Source organism: Aeromonas sp. FDAARGOS 1402 (assembly GCF_019046925.1).
Taxonomy (GTDB): domain Bacteria; phylum Pseudomonadota; class Gammaproteobacteria; order Enterobacterales; family Aeromonadaceae; genus Aeromonas; species Aeromonas caviae.
Genome location: NZ_CP077201.1, coordinates 3,252,843 through 3,274,223 on the forward strand (window position 1 = coordinate 3,252,843; position 21,381 = coordinate 3,274,223).

The following is a 21,381-nucleotide window of genomic DNA, read 5'->3' on the forward strand; positions in this document are numbered from 1 at the left end:
AAAGGGAGCCCTGGGCTCCCTTTCTATTGGTGGTCGATTTATTTCTCGCTGACCAGGGCCTTGCCGGCCATCACCATGGCGGTGCCATGCTTGCCACCGGCGGCGGTCACTTGGGGGACACCATCTTCGTCGGTGTCACCACCGGCCCCTTCGATGACGTTCTCGCCGGAGTCGCCGACCCATTCGGCCATCTGCATGCCGCCGTTGACGGTGCCGCGGAACCAGCTCACGTAGCGCTGGGTCAGCTGTGCCAGCTCCAGCTCGGGTGCCTTCTCGGCCCCTTCGTTGCGCAGGTTCAGCATGGCAGAGCGCAGGGCGCCGGAGATGGCGGCCTGGGTCCAGGGGGTGTATTCACCCTGCTTGCCGGCGAGCCAGGTACCGGCCTTGGCATTGAAGTAGGCCTTGTCGGCGGCGATGAAGAGCTCGCGCGCCGCGGTGCGGTACTTGGCATCCGAGGTGGCCAGGAAGGCGGCAGTCAGGCCACGGATGGCGGCGAACTGCGCGTCGATGGACTGACCGGCGTCAAGCTTGCCGCCCAGGGTCAGACCGTCATGGACCAGGCCGTTCTTGCCCTTGAGGTTGGCGAGGATGAAATCGGCCTGCTTGCGGACCAGTGCTATCGCCTGCTCACCCTGTGGGGTCTTGAGGTTCAGCTCGCCATTGTCACCGGCGGCGTAACCCACCGGCAGCGCATCCTGGGCGCGCTGGAAGATCTGCAGGGCGACCAGGGCGTAGGTGGCGTCGAAGGTGGTGACGTGCCCGGCCTGTTTGCCAGCCTGCCAGCTGTCGACCAGGGTGCCAGCCTTGGGCTCGAAGTGCAGGGCCAGCAGGTTTTTGAAGGTGAGGTTGGAGAGGTTCAGGGCCAGGGAGAAGGCATCGCTGCCCGCCACCGCCTTGCCCAGATCGTTGGTCTGGTTGGCAGCCGGAGCGGCGGCGAACGGGGCACCGTCAAACACGGCGTGGAAGGCCGGGTTCTGATTGGTGTTGGCCGTGCGCTGATCGCTGAAGGCGTAGAACTCGGAGAGGGGCCACAGCAGCATCCAGGCGTCGCGCAACTGGGCGGAGCCGTCCACGACCTCCAGCTTGCCGATGGCACCGGCGTCGTTCTTGCTGGTCTCGGTCACCTTCACCTGATGAGGGAAGTAGACAACCCCCTTGGCCGGATCGTACTGCGGGGTGATCTTGGCGCCCAGGGTCTTGCCGTCAAAGCCGAGCTGACCTTGCAGGATGGCGAGCTTGTCGATGGACTGCTCGGTCAGCATCATGCCGTTGAAGCCGTCGGCGGCAGAAACCCCCAGCTTGTGCTTGCCGTCCTGATCCATGGTGGCGGACGCGGCTTCCACCTCTTCATCGGTCTCGGCTACGTGCATGCCCCCCAGGAAGTCCTGGGACCACATCACTTCCTTGAGCAGGATGCCGCCTACGGCGGCCGGGACCAGCAGGTTGTCACTGCCGCTCCAGCGCAGGGTGGCGTAGTCGCGGAAGTAGGCGGGGACCTGGGTCTTGACGCTCTTCTCGTTGCCCTTGGCGGTCTTGATGGTGATCTGGTCACCGTTGACCGGGGTGGCGTTCACGGCCTGGGCGAACTCCGGGTTGGCGGAGGCGTAGGGCAGGGAGAGGGGATACATGCCCTGGGGAATTTCATCGGCGGGGAAGCCGACGGCCTCGGCCATGGCCAGTACCCGTTTGCCCAGGTCGGCCAGGGTGCCGCCACGGGCCTGGTTTTGCGGCCCGTTGACCAGATGGGGGCCCATGCCGGACTGGTAGTTGAGGGCGTACATTGCCTCTTCGGAGTATTCATAGGATTCGATCCCGGCGGCGAAGTCGAACGGGGTCGGCTCGTCGGCGCGGTTGGCGTCCAGCACATCCAGATCCAGACCGAGGGCTTCGGCCAGCGGCTCGCCGGAGAGCTCGAATTCGGTGTAGGCCAGCATGTTGGCGGCGGTGTTGAACGTCTTGTCCTCCACCTTGACGGCAGCCTGTGCGGCGCTGCTGAGGAGTGCGCAGGCGATCGCCTGCACCAGTACGGTTTTTCTCATGTCCTTCTCACCATATTGTTGATTTTATTATGACGCTTCTCATGAATCTAAATGAGAATGGTGTGCATTATGGGGCAAAGGGCGGGGCTTGAGAAGAAAAAAACCGCGCCCCGGTGGGGTGAAGAGGAGAGGCGCGGCGGCAGGTGTCACATCAGTTTGAAGGGGATGACCAGTCGGCCCGGCTCCACCTTGAGGGCTTCGACCTTCTCCTTGATCCGCGCCTCGTTCTGGCGGCTGCCGTCGAGCCGGTAGACGGGGGTCTGGGAGAGGAACAGGGAGAGGGACTGGTTGAAGGTGGGCAAGAGCGGGGAGAGGGCGGTGCCCACGTCCGCCGGCTCTGTCTTGACAGAGATGAGCTCGAGATCGCGCAGATAGATGGCGCCCTGCTCGGCCACATAGTCCGGGCGTGCCCGCAGGGAGAGGCGGATCTTCATCTGCTGGCTGCCCAGCGGGCTCGCCACCTGCAGCTCGCCGGCGGCATCCAGCTCGACCTTGTCGGCCTGGCTGCGGCCGATGCGGCTTTGCATGTCATCGAGTCGGATCTTGCTCGACATGATGCCGGGGATCCCCAGCTGTTTCTCGAAGGCGACTCGCTCCTTGAGGTACTGGTTGATCTCCCCTTCGCTGACGCTGTACTGGGTCAGCGAGCAGGCCGCCAGCAGCAGGGCGAAGGGAAGCAGAAGCAGGTGTTTCAACATGGGAGGGTTCCATTTTCGGGGCTGTCACAAGAGGTGGCGCCATCTTAGAGGCAAAGCGGGTTGGCCGCCAGTGGGGCCGCCCTGACCGGTTTCTGTCGCATCCCCCATATGGGGATGGCAATCCGTTTTCATTCGAGTATCTGTTTCCCTTCACGGCCAGCAGGCCCGTCCTGGCGTCATCCCCGACATGCCCACAGACAAGCTCCTGTTTTAACGATGCAAAATCCCATTGACCCCGCGATTTCAAAGCGAGTATTTTACCGCCGCACAAAGTCAAATTGATAATCATTATCATTTTGAATCTTCTTTGAGGGTATGACGTGAAGACTCGAGTAATGGAAAATGGCGCACCTGCCGAGGCGAAGATGTCGCCTGATTTCTTGTTTACCTCGTGTCAGGGCACGATCAGTGCCACTGACCTGGGGCAACCCATCACCACCCCCGCCTGCGAGTGGCCCCTGCTGGCACAGCAGATAACCCTGGCCCTCGATGCTGCCAGGGCTGCCGGCCAGACCAACCCTCTGCTCATCGGTGCTTTTGCGTTCGACCCGGCGGAGGCCTCCTGCCTCTATGTGCCCGGCCGCTATGAGCGGGGCGAGAAACTGGCCCCGACAGAGCCGACACCGGCGACAGAAGTGGAGCAGACCGTCGAGGCCAACCGGGTCATCTCGGTGCAGAGCACCCCGCCGGCCAGCGAATTTCAGGCCTCGGTCAGTGCGGCGCTGGATGCATTTGCACAAGGCCGGCTATCCAAGGTGGTGTTGTCGCGCAAACTCACCCTTACCCTGCATCAGCCCGCCGATCCGAAGCGGGTGATGAGCCGTCTGATGGCCCAGAATCCCCACGCCTTCCACTTCTCCCTGCCGCTCGGCCAGGGCCGCCGCCTGCTGGGCGCAAGCCCCGAGTTGCTGCTGCGGGTCCGCGGGGGAGAGGTGTTTACCCACCCGCTGGCGGGCTCCGCCAGACGGGTGAGCGAGCCGGCGCAAGACGAAATGGTGGCCAGGGAGCTGCTGGCTTCTCGCAAGGATCAGCATGAACACAAGTTGGTGATCGACGAGATCCGCCGGGTGCTGACCCCTCACTGCCGCGAGCTGGCGATACCGTCCAGCCCCTCGCTGATGAGCACGGATACCCTCTGGCATCTGGGCACCCCCATCGCCGGGCGGCTCAATGGCGGCGAGGCATCGGTACTGTCACTTGCCTGCCAGCTGCATCCCACCCCGGCCCTGTGCGGCTATCCCACTGATCTGGCCCGCCAGTTCATCCGCGAGCAGGAGCCCTTCCGGCGCGCCCTGTTCAGCGGCATCGTCGGTTGGTGCGACAGCCAGGGCAACGGCGAGTGGGCCGTGGTGATCCGCTGCGGCGTGCTCGATGGCCATCAGGTGGAGCTGTTTGCTGGCGCCGGTATCGTCGCGGGCTCGGATCCCGCCATGGAGTGGGCCGAGACCGGCACCAAGCTGGGCACCATGCTCAAGGCACTGGGCCTGGATTTGGAGGTGGCGCAATGAGCGATACCAACCGCTTCCTGCCCTATACCCGCTGGCCCGAAGAGTTGGCCCAGCTGTACCGCGCCAAGGGCTATTGGCGCGGCGAGCCGCTGACCGCCATGCTGGCGCGTCAGTGCGAGCTGGCCCCCGACGCCGAGGCCATCCTCTGCGGCGAGCGGCGCTTCAGTTATCGTGAGCTGGACGCCGCCTCGAGCCGGCTGGCCGCCAATCTGGCCCGCCACGGCCTGGGGGTGGGGGACACCGCACTGGTGCAGCTCCCCAATGTGGCCGAGTTCTATCTGGTGTTCTTCGCCCTGCTCAAGGCCGGTATTGCGCCGGTCAACGCGCTCTTTAGCCACAACCGGCTGGAACTCCTCTCTTATGCCGAGCAGATCACACCGAGCCTCTTTATCGGCTCGCTGACCCATCCACTGTTTGCGAGCAAGGGGCGCGAGAGCGAGCTGCTGGCAAGCATCGGCGCCGAGTTGGTGCTGCTGGATGGCGACACAGGGGCGCTGGGGCTGACCCGTTGGTTCGGCGAGGGGGATGAGGGGGACTCCCCGTCCGTCTCCTTTGCCCCGACCCCGGCGAACGAGGTGGCCTTCTTCCAGCTCTCCGGTGGCAGCACCGGCACCCCCAAGCTCATCCCCCGCACCCACGATGACTACCTGTACAGCGTGCGCCGCAGCAACGAAATTTGCGGCCTCGGCCCCCATACCCGCTATCTGTGCGCCCTGCCGGCGCCCCACAACTTCCCCCTGAGCTCCCCGGGCGCCCTCGGGGTGTTCGAGGTGGGTGGCACCGTGGTGCTCGCACCCGATCCCAGCCCCATCAGCTGCTTCCCGCTGATCGCCCGCCACCGGGTCAATCTCACCTCGCTGGTGCCGCCGGCGGTCTCGCTCTGGCTGCAGGCAGCGGAAGCGGATCCCACAGCGCGCACTCAGCTCGAGAGCCTCGACTTGCTGCAAGTGGGCGGCGCCAAGCTGGGGGAGGCGGTGGCCAGCAAGATTGGGCCGCTGCTCGGCTGCCGGCTGCAGCAGGTGTTCGGTATGGCGGAAGGGCTGGTCAACTACACCCGGCTCTCTGATCCCGACGAGAAGGTCATTCACACCCAGGGCCGCCCCATGAGCCCGGACGACGAGGTGCGCATCCTCGATGAGGCGGGCAATCTGGTTGCCTCCGGCGAGCCTGGCGCCCTGCACACCCGCGGCCCCTATACCTTCCGCGGCTACTACCAGAGCCCGGCCCACAACGCCCGGGTGTTCGATGCCGAGGGTTTCTACTGCTCCGGCGATCTGGTGGTACAGGATGCCGATGGTTACCTCACCGTGGTGGGGCGGCAGAAGGATCAGATCAACCGGGGCGGCGAGAAGATCGCGGCGGAAGAGGTGGAAAACCAGCTGCTGCACCATCCGGCCATTACCCATGCGGCCCTGGTCTCCATGCCTGACAGCGCCATGGGGGAGAAGAGCTGCGCCTTTATCGTCAGCACGGATCCCGCCTTGAAGCCGCTGGCCTTGCGCAAGTTTCTGCGCGAGCGCGGGGTGGCGGACTTCAAGCTGCCCGACCGTTTCGAAACTCTGGACGCCCTGCCCATGACGGCGGTGGGCAAGATTGACAAGCAGGGGCTGCGGGCGCGCATTGCGCACGCCATCGCCGCCAACCAGCCTCTACAGCATAAAAACTAGTAAGGAATCATGACGTTATGGCTATCCCAACCCTGAACAATTACGCCATGCCCAGCCAATGGAAGGCCAACAAGGTCGACTGGACCCTGGAGCCCAAACGCGCCGCCCTGCTGATCCACGACATGCAGGAGTACTTCACCGCCTTCTATGGCGAAAACAGCCCGCTGATCGCGGCGCTCACCGAGCAGCTGGCCGCCGTGCGCAAGCAGTGCAAGGCCCTCGGCATCCCGGTCTTCTACACCGCCCAGCCCAAGGATCAATCCCCTGAAGATCGCGCCCTGCTCAACGACATGTGGGGCCCGGGTCTCAACAAGCGGCCCGAGCAGCAGCAGGTGGTGGCAGCCCTGCGCCCAGAGCGGGACGATACTGTGCTGGTCAAGTGGCGTTACAGCGCCTTCCAGCGCTCCGAGCTGGAGCAGATGCTCAAAGCGCTGGGGCGGGATCAGCTGATCATCGGCGGCATCTACGGCCATATTGGCTGCATGATGACCGCCTGCGACGCCTTCATGCGCGACATCCAGCCCTTCTTCCTGGCGGACGGGGTGGCGGACTTCTCCCTGGCCGACCACCAGATGGCGCTCGACTATGTGGCAACCCGCTGCGGCAAGGTGATCCGCTGCGAGGAGGTGCTGGCCCTTGCGCCGGTTGCCGCTTCTGCCGTCCAGAGCAATCCGTTGCTGACGTATGAGGGGCTCAAGGCGCGGCTGCTGAGTCATATCGACGAGGACGAAGATGAGTTTGACCCCGATGAGAACCTCATCGACTACGGTCTGGATTCTGTGCGGATCATGGCTCTGCTCACCGAGTGGCGCGCCGCCGGGGTGGAGCTCGGCTTCGTGGATCTCGCCAAGTTGCCGACCCTCAACGGCTGGTGGCGCCTGATCGAGGCCAGGCTGGCAGCCCAGGCGCTGGAGGTGACCCCATGAATCGCTTCCCCTTGACCATACCTCAGCAGGGGCTCTGGTCCGGACATCTGCTCAACGACGACAAGGCGATGTTCAACACCGCCGAGTGCATCGCCTTCGACGGCAAGGTCGAGGCGGCCGTGCTGGCCGCGGCCCTTGCCAAGGCGGTAGGGGAGTGCGAGGCGCTCAAGGGCCACTTCGAAGACGATAAGGAGGCGGTCTGCTTCGTCTCGCATGAGCTGCCCCTGGCCTATGAAGAAATCTCCCTCGAGCACGATGACGAGACGCTGGCCCGCGCCTGGGCCTGGGCCGATCTGCGCCGCCCGTTCGAGCTGACCCAAGAGGCACCCTGCCGTTTCGCCCTGCTGCGCGGCCCCGGCCGCGATTATCTCTACAGCTGCGTGCACCACATCGCCCTCGACGGCTTTGGCACCACCTTGCTGTTCCAGCGCATCGCCGAACTGTATGCAGAGGGGCTGGCCGGTGAGATGAACTCCCCATCTCCCTTCGGCTCGTTGGCTGAAGTGCTGGCAGAAGAGGCGAGCCGCGAGCAGAGCGGCAAGAACGACGCCGCCCGCGCCTTCTGGCAGGAGCAGCTGCAAGGCTGGCCCGAGGTGAAGTCCTTTGGCGAGACCCGCGCACCGATTGCCGCCGAATTTATCCGCGAGAGCCGTCCGCTGCCGGCGGCGCTCTGGCAATCCCTGACCGGCTTTGCCGACGAGCACAAGCTGGGTTGGCCCGATCTGCTGCTGGCCGGTCTCTCTGTCCAGCTGTCGCTGTCGAGCGGCCAGGATAAGACCCTGCTCGGCCTAATGATGATGAACCGCATCGGCTCGGCGTCGCTGACCGTACCCTGCATGCAGATGAACATCACCCCCCTTGCTCTGGAGCTCGAAGAGGGGCTGAGTCTGGCGGGGGCCGCCGGCGCCGTGGCCAAAGCCAAGCGCGGGGTGCGCAAGCACCAGCACTACCGCTACGAGCTGTTGCGCCGCGACCTTGGCCTGGTGGGGGGCGACAAGCGGCTGTTCGGCCCGCTGGTCAACATCATGCCGTTTGATCACGCTCGCCGCTTCGGGCCGCTATCTGCCCATATTCTCAACATCAGCGCCGGGCCGGTGGAGGATCTCACCATCGAGGTGCAGGTCGGCGTCGATGGCCAGCCCAGACTGGATCTGGACGCCAACCCCGGCTGCTACCAGCAGGGGGATCTGGCTGCCATCGCCGATACCCTGTTTGCCCTGCTGGGCCGCTGGCTGGCCGAGCCCACCCAGACCCTGGGGGCGCTCAAGGCCGACTGGCTGGCCGAGCAGCGGGCCAGCGCCCTGATCGCCGGCCCCGCCCATGAAGTGATCAACGTGCGTCCCGTGCTGGAGGCGCTCTGCCACTTCGCCGCCCAGACCCCGGACAAGATTGCCTTGATTCAGAGCACGGCGCAGGGAGAGGTCCGCTTCAGCTACGAGGCGCTGCTGGCCCGCTGCGAACAGATGGCGGCCGCCCTGCAAGCCGCAGGCGTCGTCCCCGGCGACAAGGTGGGGGTCATGCTGGCCCGCACCCCCCAGGCCATCTTCGCCCAACTGGCTGTGCTGCTGGCGGGCGCCGTCTATGTGCCCCTCGATCCCGAGCAGCCGCTGGAGCGTCAGGGCCATATCCTGCGGCTGGGGGAGGTCAAGACTCTGATCACCCAGGCCGAGTACCGTCACAAGCTGGCCAGCCTGTTTGAGGGGCGCACGCTGCTGGCGGGGGATCTGGTGAGCGATAACCGCTTGAACCAGCCGGCCGCCGGTCGCGCCGTCGCCTACCTGATGTTCACCTCGGGTTCGACCGGCCTGCCCAAAGGGGTGGCGATCAGCCACGGCGCGCTGGACCACTTCGCCGCCGCCGCCCGCTGCCGTTATCACCTGGATGAAGAGGCGCGGATGTTGCAATTCGCCCCCTTCAACTTCGACGCCAGCATCGAGGAGGTGTTCGCCACCTTGAGCGCCGGCGCCACCCTGGTACTGCGTACCGATGCCCTGCTCGAATCCATGCCCGCCTTTGCAGCCGGAGTGGAGCAGATGGGGATCACCCACCTCGACCTGCCCACCGCGTTCTGGAACGAGTGGGTGGTGGCGCTGACGGCGGGTCAGGCCCACATCCCTGCCGGGCTTACCACCGTCATTATCGGCGGCGAGGCGGTCTACCCCGAGCAGCTGGCCCAGTGGCAGCGCCAGGGGCGCTCCGATGTGCGCCTGTTCAACACCTACGGCCCCACCGAGACCACAGTGGTGGTGACCACTCAGGAGCTGCAGCAGGAAGACTCGAGTCAGGCCCAGTTGCCCATCGGTCTGCCGCTGCCCGGCATGCAGGCGCTCATTCTGGGGGCAGGGGAGCAACCCGCCAGCGAGGGGGATCTGGTGCTGCTCGGCCCACAGCTGGCCAACGGCTATGTGGGGGGCGTGCAAGGGAGCTTCGATACCCTGCGGATCGGTGAGGAGGATCTGCCCGTCTATCGCACCGGCGATCGGGTACGCCTGGTGGCCGGTCGGCTGGTCTACCTCGGTCGGCGCGACAACGAATTCAAGATAAGCGGCTATCGCATCCAGCCCGGCGAAGTGGAGGCTCAGCTGCTGGCCCTGCCGGGGGTGGATGAGGCCTGCGTGCAGGGGGTGAGCATCGGCAGCGTGCGCCGGCTGGTGGCCTTCGTGGCGGGGCCGGAGCGCGACAGCCGGGTCATCAAGGCGCAGCTGGCCAGGGTGCTGCCTGCCGCCATGATCCCCACCGACTATCGCCACTATGACCAGTTGCCCCGCACCGGCTCCAACAAGCTGGATCGCAAGGCCCTGCTGGTCGCCTACCAGGCGGGCGGCGAAGCCCTGACCCTGGGCAGCGAGACCGAGAACCGGGTCGGCGCCATCTGGCAGCAGATCCTGGGGCTCGCCACCATGGCACCCACGGACAACTTCTTCGAACTGGGGGGGCAGTCCCTGCAGACCATCCAGATAGTGAACCGGCTCGGCGCCGAGTTCGGGGTGCAGGTCAAGGTCTCCGACGTGTTCGATCACCCGCGCCTCGATGACTTCTGCCGTTTCCTCGACGGCCTGCTTGCCGAGGACGAAGAGAGCGTGGAGATGGTGTGGTGATGGATAAGGAGCAACAAGCAATGGCCTTTGATTTTACTGGCAAGAGGGTCTGGGTGACCGGGGCCGGGCGCGGCATCGGTCGCGAGGTGGCAACGCAGTTCGTGGCGGCCGGCGCAATCGTGGTGGGGCTTGATCTGGCGTTTCCCGAAGCCGACTACCCCTATGCCACCCGGCTGCTCGATATCGGCGACTCGAAGGCGGTCAACGCCTGCTGCGCAGCGCTGCTGGCGGACGGCGGGCTCGATGTGCTGGTCAACGGGGCCGGGGTACTGCGTCTCGGCCCCACCGAAACCTTAAGCGATGACGACTGGCACGACTGCATGACGGTCAACGCCAGCGGCGTCTTCTATCTGCTGCGGGCCCTGGTGCCCCACTTCAAGGGGCAGCGGCGCGGCGCCATCGTCACCATCGGCTCCAACGCGGCCCATGTGCCGCGCATGCAGATGGCGGCCTATTGCGCCTCCAAGGCGGCGGTCACCAGCCTGACCCAGACGGTGGGGCTGGAGCTGGCCCCCTTCGGCGTGCGCGCCAACCTGGTGTCGCCGGGCTCGACGGATACCCCCATGCTGCGCTGCATGCTACCAAGCGAGGAGGCCATGGCCCGCACCATTGCCGGGCTGCCGGAGCAGTTCAAGCTCGGCATCCCCCTGCGCAAGGTCGCCACCCCGGCGGAGATCGCCCATACCGTCCTCTTCCTGGCCTCGGATCTGGCCAGCCACATCACGCTGCAGGATCTGGTCGTCGACGGCGGCGCCACCCTGAGTGCCTGAGGCTTGAGAAACAGATGAACAATATGATTTTGCTGTTGAAACAGCTGGAACGGCAGGGAGTGAAGCTGGCTTTGAACGAGAAAGGCCAGCTTATCTCCCAGTCGAGCAAGGAGGCGGTGACGCCGGCCATCGGCGCCACCATCAAGGCCCACAAGGATGAGCTGGTGCGCTGCCTGGCGGCCCGTGCCGCCTTCGAGGCACCCATTGTCGCCGAGGGCGCCCGGCAGGGGCCGCTCTCGTCATCCCAGAGCGGGCTCTGGTTTATCGAGCAGTACGAGGAGGCCTCCCACCTCTACAACATGCCGGTCTATTTTCGCGTCAAGGGAGAGCTGGACACGGCGGCGCTGGAGTTTGCCTTCGACCACCTGTTTGCCCGCCACCCCAGCATGCGCACCCGCTTCATCAAGGACGAGGCGGGCAGGGGGGCGCAGGAGATCCTGCCCCACACGCCCTTCAAGCTGCAGATTGAGGACGTGAGCGCAGAGCCCGCTGCCGAGCGCGAAGCCTATGTGGCTCGCAGGGTGCGCGAAGAGATAGGCCGCCCCTTCTCCCTGACCCGGGGGGATCTGAGCCGAGTGCACCTTATTCGGCTGGGCAGCCGCGAGCACGTGCTGCTGATCACCCAGCATCACATCATCTCCGACGGCTGGTCGGTCAAGAACATGTTCGCGGATCTCAAGCGCGCCTTTCTTGCCCATCAGAACCGCGAGCCCCTGCAGGTGAGCGAGCTGCCGCTCACCTACATCGACTATGCCCGCTGGTTCAACTCACCGCGTTTTCTCGATTATCACGCCGAGTTCAAGCCGTTCTGGGTCGACCGGCTCGGTGGCAGCCCCGAGGTGCACGGTCTACCGCTCGACAAGCCGCGCCCGGCCCATCAGGACAGCGGCGGCGAGCTGGTCTTCTCCACCATCGACAACGCGCTGTGGGAGAGCTTCAAGCGCTTGTGCCAGCGCCACAGCACCTCCAACTTCATCGGTCTGCACGCCCTGTTTGCATTGCTGATGGTGCGCCAGAGCGGCGAGAAGGAGGTGGTGATCGGCACCCCGCTTGCCTATCGCGAGCGTCACGAAATCGAGTCCCTGGTGGGCTTTTTCGTCAATACCCTGGTGCTGCGCACTCAACTCAGCGGCAAGCCCAGCTTTGTCGACTATCTGCAGCAGTGCCGGGAGGAGGATCTGGCGGCCTTCGATCACCAGCTCTACCGCTTCGAGGCGCTGGCCGAGGCCATCGGCGCCGATCGCACCACCGCCATCAACCCCATCTTCCAGATCATGCTGGTCTATCAGGCCAAGGTGGACTTCAACGATCTCATCCCCGGCTGCCAGCTGGTGGAGGAGACCTCGCCTGTGCTGCCGGCCAAGACCGACATCTCGGTCAAGGTGACCGAGCTGATGGACTCCGTCAGGGTGGACTGGCTGTTTGCCACCGCCCTGTTCGAGCGAGAGACCATCCAGGCTCTTGCCGATCGCCTGCTGCACCTGATGCGCGCCGTGGTGGCGGCCCCCGAGACCGACATCTGGCAGTTGCCGCTGGAGGCGGGCACCGACCAGGCCGCGCTGGCCGCACAGCTTGCCGACCTGCCGCCGGACTACCCGAGCCGCGACACCCTGCTCTGTCATATCGAGCGGCGCGCTATTCAGTTACCGGACGCGCTGGCGGTCAGCGACGGCGCGCAATCGTTGACCTATGGCGAGCTGGAAACGCGTGCCAACCGGCTGGCCCACTGGCTGCTGGCTCAGGGCGTCACCCCGGGCGCCGCCATCGGCATCCAGGCCAGGCGCGATGTGGCCTTCGTCATCGCCCTGCTCGCCTGCTGGAAGGCTGGGGCGGCCTATGTACCGCTGGATCCTGCCTATCCCGCCGAGCGGCTGGCCCATATCCTTGGCGATGCATCCATCAGCCTGGTGCTGGGTGGCGTGCCGGATCCGCGGCTTGGCGAGGCGCTGGCGGGCACGACGGCCGAATATCACGATCTGCACCAGCTGGCGCTGGACAAGATGCCAGCCAGCACGCCTGCACTGCCTCGGGACGCCGCCATGCTGGCCCAGATCATCTACACCTCCGGCAGCACCGGCCTGCCCAAGGGGGTCATGGTGGAGCAGGGCAGCCTGGTCAACCTGATGGCGGATCACGGCGAGCGCATCGCCCTTGATCAGGATGGGGCCATGTTCAACTGCATGTCCCTCTCGTTCGATGCAGGCAACATGACCAGCTTACTGCCGCTCTACTGCGGCGCGGCCCTGCACTTTGGCGAGCCGGGCGAGGGGGTGATCAGTGCCGCGATCGCTTGCGGCGCCAGCCACATGATTTTGCCGACCGCCCTGCTCGCCAACCTGCTGCCACCGACGGATCTCGGTTCCCTCAAGGCCATCGGCTTTGGCGGCGAGGCGTGCCCGAGCAGCCTGGTGGAGCGCTGGGGGGAGCGGGTGGCGCTGTTCAACATGTACGGCCCGACCGAGTGCACCGTCACCGCGCTCTGCGCGCGGCTCACTCCGGGGGTGCCCATCACAATCGGTCGACCCGTCAACAACCTGAAGGCGCTGATCCTGGACGAGGCGGGCAACCCCTGCCCGGTGGGGGTGCCCGGCGAGCTCTGCCTGGCGGGGCTGGGGCTGGCCCGCGGCTACCTCAATCTGCCACAGCGTACCCAGGAGGCCTTTATCGAGCTGGCGCTGGCGGCACGAACCCATCGCCTCTATCGCACCGGCGATCGGGCCCTGCTGCGCCGCGACGGCAACATCCAGTATCTGGGCCGGATAGACGAGCAGATCAAGCTGCGCGGCTATCGCATCGAGCCGGGTGAGATAGAGACCCGGCTTGCCGAATTGTGCCCGGCCATCCGCCAGATCAAGGTGGTGGTGCAGGAGGGGCGCCTGCTCGCTTACGCCTGTTTGCAGGCCGGGGCAAGGGAGCCCGACGGCGATGCCCTGCTGCAGCGGGCCGGCGAGTGCCTGCCCGAATACATGGTGCCGGCGCGCCTCTGCTGGCTGCCCGAGATGCCACTCACCCCCAACGGCAAGCTGGACTTGCGCCGACTGCCCGCCATCGTCTGGCAGCAGAGCAAGGGCGAGCCACAAAACGAACTGGAGCAGACCGTGCTCGCCATCTGGCAAGGGGTGCTCAAGCAACCGCTCGGGGTGGAGGATGATTTCTTCCGGTTGGGCGGTGACTCCATCCTCAGCATCCAGCTCACCACCCGGTTGCGGGATGCGGGATTGCACTGCAGCGTGAAGGACGTGTTCGAAGCCAAGACGGTGCGCCGCCTCTGCCGCCAGCTCGGCCAGCAGCAGGCGGTCAGCCACAGGAGCGAGCAGGGCAGCCTGACGGGCGAGTTCCCGCTCCACCCCATCCAGCACTGGTTCTTCGAGCAGGGCTTTGCCAAATCCGGTCACTGGAACCAGGGGGTGATCCTGCGCCTGCCGGCCGGGGTGGACGATGAGGCCCTGCGCGGCTGGCTGAATGCCCTGCGCCAGCACCACGATGCCCTGCGCTTGGCGGTGACCCCGACCGGCCAGCGCTACCTGGCCGAGCTGGCATTGCCGCCGCTGCCGACCCTGGATGCCGCCAATCTCGATGAGACTGAGCTGCAAGCCCGCCTGACCGAGCTGCAGGGAGATCTGGATCCTGCCAGCGGCCACACCCTGGCCTGGGCCCGCCTGCGCAATCTCTCCTTGGAGGGGGATCGGGAGGGCGAGACGGTGGAGGGGCTCTTCCTTGCCTTCCACCACCTGGTCATCGATGCGGTCTCCTGGCGCATCCTGGCCGAGGATCTGGCCCGGGTGAGCAGGGGTGAGCCGCTGCCCGCCAAGGGCAGCAGCTATCGCCAGTGGGGCGAGGGGCTCGCGGCCTATGCCAAACGGGAAGAGGATCAGCTTGGCTTCTGGCTGGCGCAGGGGGAAGGCAGCCAGGGTCACCTGCTGGAAGCGGCGCGTTCCGTCGATGGCCGCGCCGCCGCCAGCCTGCTGCAACTGAGTCAGGAGACCACTGCCCGTCTCATCGACACCGCCAACCAGGCCTACTTCACCCGGGTGCCAGACCTGCTGCTGGCGGCACTGACTCGTACCTTGAGCGAGCAGGGTTACGGCAGCCGTCACTGCGTTATGCTGGAAGGGCACGGCCGTGAGGCCATCGATGCTGAACTGGACGTGAGCCGTACCCTGGGCTGGTTCACCAGCACCTACCCGCTGGCACTGGCGGATGCCGATGCGTGGGATGCGCTGGTCTGCGCCACCAAGGAGCAGCTGCGCGCCGTGCCGGACAAGGGGGTGGGCTTCAACGCCCTGCGCCTGCACCATCCCCGTGGGCAGGAGTTACCGCAAGCCCTTGTCGTCTTCAACTACCTGGGGGTCAGCCATCAGGGCGAGGCCGCTCAGCCCTGGCAGCCCCTGCCGCTGGCGCCGGGGGCACCTAGTTCCCCTGATAACCTGCCGCGAGAGCTGGTCAGTCTGCACGGGGGCGTGTTTGATGGCCGCCTCACCCTGCGCCAGGTGGGCGCCCTCAACCAGCAGGCGAGCGACGCCCTGATGGCTCGGCTGGCGGACAACCTGACGGCGCTGGTGGATCACTGCTGCACGGTGAAGGCTCCGCGTCACACCCCGAGCGACTTCCCGGGGCTTGACCTCTCGCAAGCCGCGCTCGATGGGGTGCTGAGCGGACGCGAAGTGGAGACCCTGCTGCCCATGACCTCGCTTCAGCAGAGCATGTTCCATCACAGGGCGTTGCTGCCCCGAGATCACGCCTATCACCTGCAGACCGAGATGGACTATCACCAGCCGCTGGACGTGGCGGTCTACCGTCAGGCTTGGCAGGGGCAGATCGCCCGCTGGCCAGCCCTTCGCAGCGAACTGGTGCTGGCAGACGGGGTGGCGCTGCAGCGCATCCTCAAGCGCGCCGAGTTGCCGTTCCACTATGAGGATTTGTCTGAAGTGGAACATGCAGAGACACGGGTCCAGGCCTACCGCGAGCAGGATCTGGCCCGCCCGATCCCGCTGGAGCAGGCGCCCCTGCTGCGCCTTGTCTGCTTCAAATTGGCTCCCGATCACCACAAGGTGATCTTCAGCGCCCATCACGGCGTGCTGGATGGCTGGAGCGGCCCCGTGTTGCTGGGTTCCTTGCATCGCGGCTATCAGGCGCTGATGAACGGCCTGTTGCCGCAGCGCGAGCCGGATACCGCCTGGCTCGAGTTTGGCCGCCATATCGCCAGCCAAACCCGCAGCGCCGAGGCTTACTGGCAGGGGCGGGGCGAGCTGCTAACAAAGCCTAACGATCTCGCCTGTCTGTTCGGGGTGACGCTGGACGCTAGCGCAAGCGGGCGCCATACCCAGCAGCGGCCGGCGGTGTGCGCCACGGCGTTGCCGGTCGAGGTGGCGACCTTGCTCGCCCATCGTGCCCGCGACCTGGGCGTGACTGCGGGCCTGTTGGCCCAATATGCCTGGCATCGTCTGCTGGCACGCCGCTCTGACGATGCCGTCACCCTGGTGGGCAACGTGACCCCGGGCCGGGACTATCCCATTGAGGGGATCACCGCGAGCGTCGGGCTCTATATCAACAGCCTGCCGTTGGCCCTGGCGTGGCGCACCGAGCTGACCCTGGCTGAGCATATCGCCCGGTTGCAGGCCGATCTGATGGCGCTCAATGAGCACGGCACCCAGTCGCTGGCGGCACTGACCAAAGGCCGGTCGCGTCTGTTCCAGAGCCTGTTCGTGTTCGAGAACTATCCCATGCCGGCAACCCCTGCCGCCCCCGAACCCCACCAGCTGGTGCCACGCTTTGGCACCGTGGTGGAGAAGGTGGAGCTGCCGCTCTCCTTGGTGGTCAGCAGCCGGGGTGAGACGCTCCAGCTGCGCCTCGAGTTCGATGGCGAGCAGATCCCCGAGGCACGGGCAGAGGCGGTGCTGGCTGACTGGCTGGTCGAGCTCGACTGGCTGGCGCAGGCGGATCTGAGCCAGCCGGCCAGCGTGGCGGCGGTACAGTCCCCGGTGATGCCGCAGGTGGTAGCCACCAGGGCGGAGCCCAGCCTGGCTCAGCCGCCGGCCGAGGCCCGCGTGCTGGTGGCCCTGTGGGAGCGCCAGTGCGGCGTGCCCGGCATTTGGCAACAAACCCTGATGGATCTGGGGGTAGATTCGGTGCAGCAACTCGCCCTGCTGGCGGCCCTCAACGAGGCGTTCGCGCAGGAGCGGGCGCCACTTACCCTGCAGACGCTCAAAGCCCACCCATCCCCCAGCCGGCTCTATCGGCACTGGCTGGTGCGCCAAACGGAGGCCGCGCTATGACGGTGACCATCAAGCATAAGGCTCCGCTCGTGCAAACCCGGCCTGCCCCCCGTGAGGGCGCGGCCAACCTGGGTGCGCGGCTGGCGGCCTGTCTGGCCGCCAGCCCGCTCGCCCCCGCCATTCGCATGGGCGGGGAGGGCATCAGTGAGGGCGGATCAGATGAGCAGTGGCTTAGCTACGGCGCGCTCAATGCCAGAGTCGGCGAGATTGCCGCCCGATTGCAGGGGCTGGCGGTGGGGGAGCGGGTCGGCCTCTATCTCCCCCGCAGCCCCGATCTGGTGGCCAGCCTGCTGGCCTGCCTGCGCCTCGGTCTCACCTTCGTGCCGCTCGAGCCGGACTTTCCGGTGGAGCGGCTGCAGGGGATCGCCCGCCAGGCGCGCCTGTCGGCGGTGATCTGCGACGGCAATCGATCGGTGCCCGCTTTCGGTTGTCCGCTGCGTACCCTCGACGGGCCGGCAGCGGCAGGGCCGGTCTCCTGGCCTCAGGTGGATGACGCCCTGGCTGCCTACATGATGTTCACCTCGGGCTCCACCGGCGAGCCCAAGGGGGTGGTCATCAGCCGGCGGGCCCTGCTCTGCTTCCTCGACGGGATCCGTGAGCGGCTCGGGCTTTCACCTGGCTGCCACTGGCTCTTCATCACCACCCCGGCTTTCGATATCTCACTGCTGGAGATGCTGGGGCCGCTCTGGGGCGGTGGCCGGCTGACGGTGGCCGGCGGTGAGCACAACAAGGATCCCCTGGGGATGCTGGCCCTGCTCGAGGCCGACTCCTCCATCAACTGGCTGCAGGCCACCCCGGCCTGCTGGCGTATGTTGCTCAAGGCTGGCTGGCAGGAGCGCAATACCCTCACCGCCCTGTGCGGTGGCGAGGCGCTGGACTCAGGGTTGGCCGAGCAGCTCTGTGCCCGCACCCGGCGGCTGTGGAACTGCTATGGGCCGACCGAGGCTACCGTCTGGTCCCTGGTGAGCGAGGTGCGCTGGCCGCCGGTTGGCGGGCAGATCACCATCAGCCACAGCCTGCCCGGCTATCGGCACTGGGTGCTGGACGAGGCGGGGCAGCCGGTGGCAGAGGGGGAGTGCGGCGAGCTCTGCATCGAGAGTCCGGCCCTGTGCGAGGGGTACTGGCGCAAGCCGGCCTTGACCAGCGCCGCCTTCCTGCGCCTTGCCACCCATCGCCTCTATCGCACTGGCGATCGGGTGCGCCTCCTTGGGGCGGACCGCTTCCTCTATCTGGGACGGCGCGACGATCAGGTCAAGCTGCGGGGCTTTCGCATCGAGCTCGGCGAGGTGGAGGCGGGACTGCGCCGCCAGGCCGGGGTGCAGGAGGCGGCTGTGCGCCTGGTGGGCGAGGGGAACGAGGCCATGCTGGTGGGCTACGTGGAGGCGAAAAGCGGGGTGACCCTTAATCGCCTCGCCCTGCGCAAGGGGCTGCAGGCGACGCTGCCGCACTACATGGTGCCGGCGCGGCTCATCCTGCTGGATGCCCTGCCCAAGACCGGCAGCGGCAAGCTCGACAGAAAGGCGCTGCCATTGCCCGAGTAGGCGGCCTTGCCGGACGGTAAGAACGATGGATAAAAAAGAAGCCCGCATCATGCGGGCTTCTTGTTGGCCGTCAACCGAGGGGGCTTAGTGAGCGATGGGGGCGGCATCCGGTTTGGTGAGCAGGCGCTCGACGTCGTCGATCACCTTGAGGGCCGCCTGGGGGCCGCCGGTGGAGGTCCAGAGTGACCCGTCGACGGCGCCGAAGCGCTTGCCCTTGATGGCGCCGAGCTGCTGGAAGGCCGGGGTCTGCTCGGCCTGCTTCATGGCATCCACCGCATCCCCGCTGGTGCTGAGGGTGCCGATCACCAGCCAGTCACCGTCCAGCAGGTTGAGGGATTCGAGGCTCAGGGCCGGGGAGTGGGGGCTCTTGTCACCGATCTGGTGGGAGGGGCGGGTGAGCCCCATCTCGGTGACCACGCTGCTGGCAAAGGTGCCGCCGTGCATGTAGCTCGGCCCCTTGGGGTTCCAGCGCACTATGCTCATCTGTTCCCCCTGATGCTGGGCGAGCTTGCTGCGGGCCTCTGCCAGGCGGGCCTCATACCGGGTGAGGAACGCCTTGGCCTCGGCCCCCCGGTTCATCGCGTCGGCGCTGCGACCGAATACTGTTTTCCAGGGCTCGCCCCAGTTGCCGGTGACGACGGTGGGGGCGATCTCCTTGAGCAGGGCGAGGAGCTCGGGCTTGGTCTGGCCGGTGAGGATGAGGTCCGGCTCCAGATCGATGAGGGTCTCCAGATTGGGGTTGTCCAGATCCCCGACCACGGCGATCTCCTTGCCCGCCTTGTCCAGCAGATAGCGGGGCAGGGTGGACTGGCCGCGCCCATTGACGGTGCCTACCGGCTGCACCCCCAGAGTCAGGGCGCTGTCGAGATCGAGTTCGCTCAACACGACGATCCGCCGGGGCGCATCGGGGACGCTCTGGGGCTGGCCATTGGCATCGATGACCTGGCGGCTGCCCGCCTGGGCCTGGAAGCCCGTCAGGCTGGCCAGCATGAGCAAGGTGGCCAGCGGGGAGAAGATCTTCATGGTGACATCCTTATGGGTGAAATCGGTGGGCCGGAGTCTGTGGAAAGTGCCTGAGAGCCGCCCGGCCAGCCCCGAATGGGCGGGGACATGCTACCACAAAGCAAGTGAGAAGCGTTGTTATTTGTATTTGTGGCATGGCCTCGGCTTGCTTTGGTACCATCGCAGGCCCCTGTCAGGAGCCTTGCATGTTGCCTCGTTGTCCCTCACTCGATGGATCCTTTGTCCGTCAATTCGATGCCTTGTACCTGCCGGGCCTGGAGACGCTGTCTCTTCATCGGGTCAGTTTTGATCCCGCCGCCTTCTCGCCGGAGTGCTTTGGGGCCCAGGGCATCATCCTGCCTGCTTCATTGCAGGGGGCTGCCCCCAAGCGCCTCGGGGAGTTTCTGGCGGGGCGTCTCGCAGCCCGTGAGGCCCTGCGTCCCTTCGGTCTTGCAGGATGCAGCGTGGCCATCGGAGCGGCCCGGGAGCCACTCTGGCCTGAAGGGGTGGAGGGGAGCATCAGCCACAGCCGGCTGGCGGGAGAGGGGGTGGCCCTGTGTGCGGTGCGCCTGGGCCAGGAGGGAATAGGGCTGGATCTGGAGGCCTGGCTCGATGGCGACCAAGGGGCGCAGCTCTGGCCCGGCATCATGGATGGGGAGGAGTGGGGGCGGCTGGAGGCGGGGGTTCACGACACCCAGCTGAGCCTGGCAGAGGGCGTGACCCTGGTGTTTTCCGCCAAGGAGAGCCTCTTCAAGGGGCTCTATCCCCGGGTGGGGCGCTACTTTGACTTTCTCGATGCCCGCTGGCTCGCCATGACGGCGCAGACTCTCACCCTGGAGCTCAAATGCCCGCTGACACCGACCCTGCCCGCCGGCTGGCGCGTCACCCTGCACTGGCAAGCCCTGCCGGGGGGCGTGCTCACCGTCTTGCTGCTGTGAGCACGATGCCAGCGCCCGGATAACGCCCACGCAAAGCCCAGAGAAAGAAACCGCCATCAGGCGGTTTCTTTCTCTGGCACAGGGTATGGCTCAGGCCGACACGCCATGGTCGGCGCGCAGGCGAGGCGCTTCGTCAGCGCGTCGGCGGGGCACGATGACAGGGGCCCCGTCGCCGGGGGCGTGCAGTATGTCCACATCGGTCTGGTAGAGGCGATCGATGAGGGGCTTGGTCACCACCTCCCGGGCCGGGCCCATGGCCTGGATGGCGCCATCCCCCAGGGCAATCAGCTCGTCGCAGTAGCGGGCGGCGGTGGCGAGATCGTGGATGACGATAAGCACCGTCTTGCCCTCGGCGGCGACCCGATGGATGGCTTCCATCACCTCGGTCTGGTGGCCGATGTCCAGCGCGCTGGTGGGCTCGTCCAGCAAGATGATGTCCGCATCCTGGGCCAGCACCATGGCGAGCCACACCCGCTGGGCCTGACCGCCGGACAGCGAACTGGCGCTCTGGTGCCAGATGGCATCGAGCTGCATCCGCTCCCGGGCCCAGTCCACCATGCGGGCATCTTCCTCGCTCCACTGATTGAACCAGCCCTGATGGGGATGGCGGCCATATTGCACCAGCTGCTCCACCAGGATACCCGGGGGGACCAGGGGGCGCTGGGGCAGATAGGCGAGTTCCCGAGCCAGGGCTTTGGCGCCATAGGCACCGAGTGGCTTCTCCTTGAGCAGGATCTCCCCGGACCGGGGCTGCTCCTGTCCCGCAAGGAGCTTGAGCAGCGTGGATTTGCCGCCGCCGTTGGGGCCGACGATCCCCACCAGCTTGCCCCGGGGGAGGGAGAAGGAGATCTCCTTGAAGATGGTCTTTTGCGGGTAGCCGAACTGGAGTCGGTTCACGGTGAGCGTCATCGGGCGGCCC

General features: G+C 66.3%; 12 protein-coding genes. 8 read left to right on the forward strand and 4 right to left on the reverse strand.

The features are described from left to right. Nucleotides 1-38 precede the first annotated feature (38 nt). Nucleotides 39-2,039 carry a hypothetical protein gene (locus I6L32_RS15540; RefSeq protein ID WP_069784838.1) on the reverse strand — a complete coding sequence of 667 codons (2,001 nt, stop codon included), beginning with the start codon at nt 2,037-2,039 and terminating at the stop codon, nt 39-41. Nucleotides 2,040-2,185: 146 nt separating this feature from the next. Next, nucleotides 2,186-2,737 carry a lipoprotein gene (locus tag I6L32_RS15545; protein ID WP_069784839.1) on the reverse strand — a complete coding sequence of 184 codons (552 nt, stop codon included), beginning with the start codon at nt 2,735-2,737 and terminating at the stop codon, nt 2,186-2,188. Between the two features lie 320 nt (nt 2,738-3,057). Here I6L32_RS15545 and I6L32_RS15550 point away from each other — a divergent pair, with 320 nt between their 5' ends. From I6L32_RS15550 to amoH, 7 genes are read left to right on the forward strand one after another with little or no spacing between them, the layout of a single operon-like run. Beyond that, nucleotides 3,058-4,245 carry an isochorismate synthase MenF gene (locus I6L32_RS15550; RefSeq protein ID WP_069784840.1) on the forward strand — a complete coding sequence of 396 codons (1,188 nt, stop codon included), beginning with the start codon at nt 3,058-3,060 and terminating at the stop codon, nt 4,243-4,245. After that, nucleotides 4,242-5,912: a (2,3-dihydroxybenzoyl)adenylate synthase gene (locus I6L32_RS15555; protein ID WP_069784841.1), complete on the forward strand. Its 1,671-nt coding sequence runs from the start codon at nt 4,242-4,244 to the stop codon at nt 5,910-5,912. The genes I6L32_RS15550 and I6L32_RS15555 overlap by 4 nt, the downstream gene beginning before the upstream one ends. A 17-nt stretch (nt 5,913-5,929) precedes the next feature. Then, the gene (amoB, locus tag I6L32_RS15560) at nt 5,930-6,838 is read left to right on the forward strand and encodes an amonabactin biosynthesis bifunctional protein AmoB (protein ID WP_069784842.1); all 909 of its coding nucleotides are present in this window, start codon (nt 5,930-5,932) and stop codon (nt 6,836-6,838) included. Then, entirely contained in the window at nt 6,835-9,936 is a 3,102-nt protein-coding gene (gene amoF, locus I6L32_RS15565) for an amonabactin biosynthesis non-ribosomal peptide synthetase AmoF (RefSeq protein ID WP_128313923.1), read from the forward strand. The genes amoB and amoF overlap by 4 nt, the downstream gene beginning before the upstream one ends. A 20-nt stretch (nt 9,937-9,956) precedes the next feature. Continuing rightward, a complete protein-coding gene (amoA, locus tag I6L32_RS15570; RefSeq protein ID WP_069784844.1) occupies nt 9,957-10,706 on the forward strand; it encodes an amonabactin biosynthesis protein AmoA in 750 nt (249 codons plus the stop codon). A gap of 14 nt (nt 10,707-10,720) precedes the next feature. Then, a complete protein-coding gene (gene amoG / locus I6L32_RS15575) occupies nt 10,721-16,981 on the forward strand; it encodes an amonabactin biosynthesis non-ribosomal peptide synthetase AmoG (protein ID WP_216944131.1) in 6,261 nt (2,086 codons plus the stop codon). Then, nucleotides 16,978-18,522, forward strand: coding sequence for an amonabactin biosynthesis glycine adenylation protein AmoH (gene amoH / locus I6L32_RS15580; protein ID WP_069784846.1), 1,545 nt, complete (start codon nt 16,978-16,980; stop codon nt 18,520-18,522). Before amoG ends, amoH begins: the two co-directional genes overlap by 4 nt. A gap of 84 nt (nt 18,523-18,606) precedes the next feature. On the opposite strand, the gene I6L32_RS15585 is transcribed toward amoH, so the two are convergent. Beyond that, nucleotides 18,607-19,545 carry an iron-siderophore ABC transporter substrate-binding protein gene (locus tag I6L32_RS15585; protein WP_069784847.1) on the reverse strand — a complete coding sequence of 313 codons (939 nt, stop codon included), beginning with the start codon at nt 19,543-19,545 and terminating at the stop codon, nt 18,607-18,609. A gap of 185 nt (nt 19,546-19,730) precedes the next feature. Between I6L32_RS15585 and I6L32_RS15590 the strand changes: the two genes are divergently transcribed. Then, nucleotides 19,731-20,462 carry a 4'-phosphopantetheinyl transferase gene (locus I6L32_RS15590; RefSeq protein ID WP_216944132.1) on the forward strand — a complete coding sequence of 244 codons (732 nt, stop codon included), beginning with the start codon at nt 19,731-19,733 and terminating at the stop codon, nt 20,460-20,462. A gap of 90 nt (nt 20,463-20,552) precedes the next feature. Here the strand turns inward: I6L32_RS15590 and I6L32_RS15595 are convergent, their stop codons facing one another. Next, nucleotides 20,553-21,371: an amonabactin ABC transporter ATP-binding protein gene (locus tag I6L32_RS15595; protein WP_039038896.1), complete on the reverse strand. Its 819-nt coding sequence runs from the start codon at nt 21,369-21,371 to the stop codon at nt 20,553-20,555. Nucleotides 21,372-21,381 lie beyond the last annotated feature (10 nt).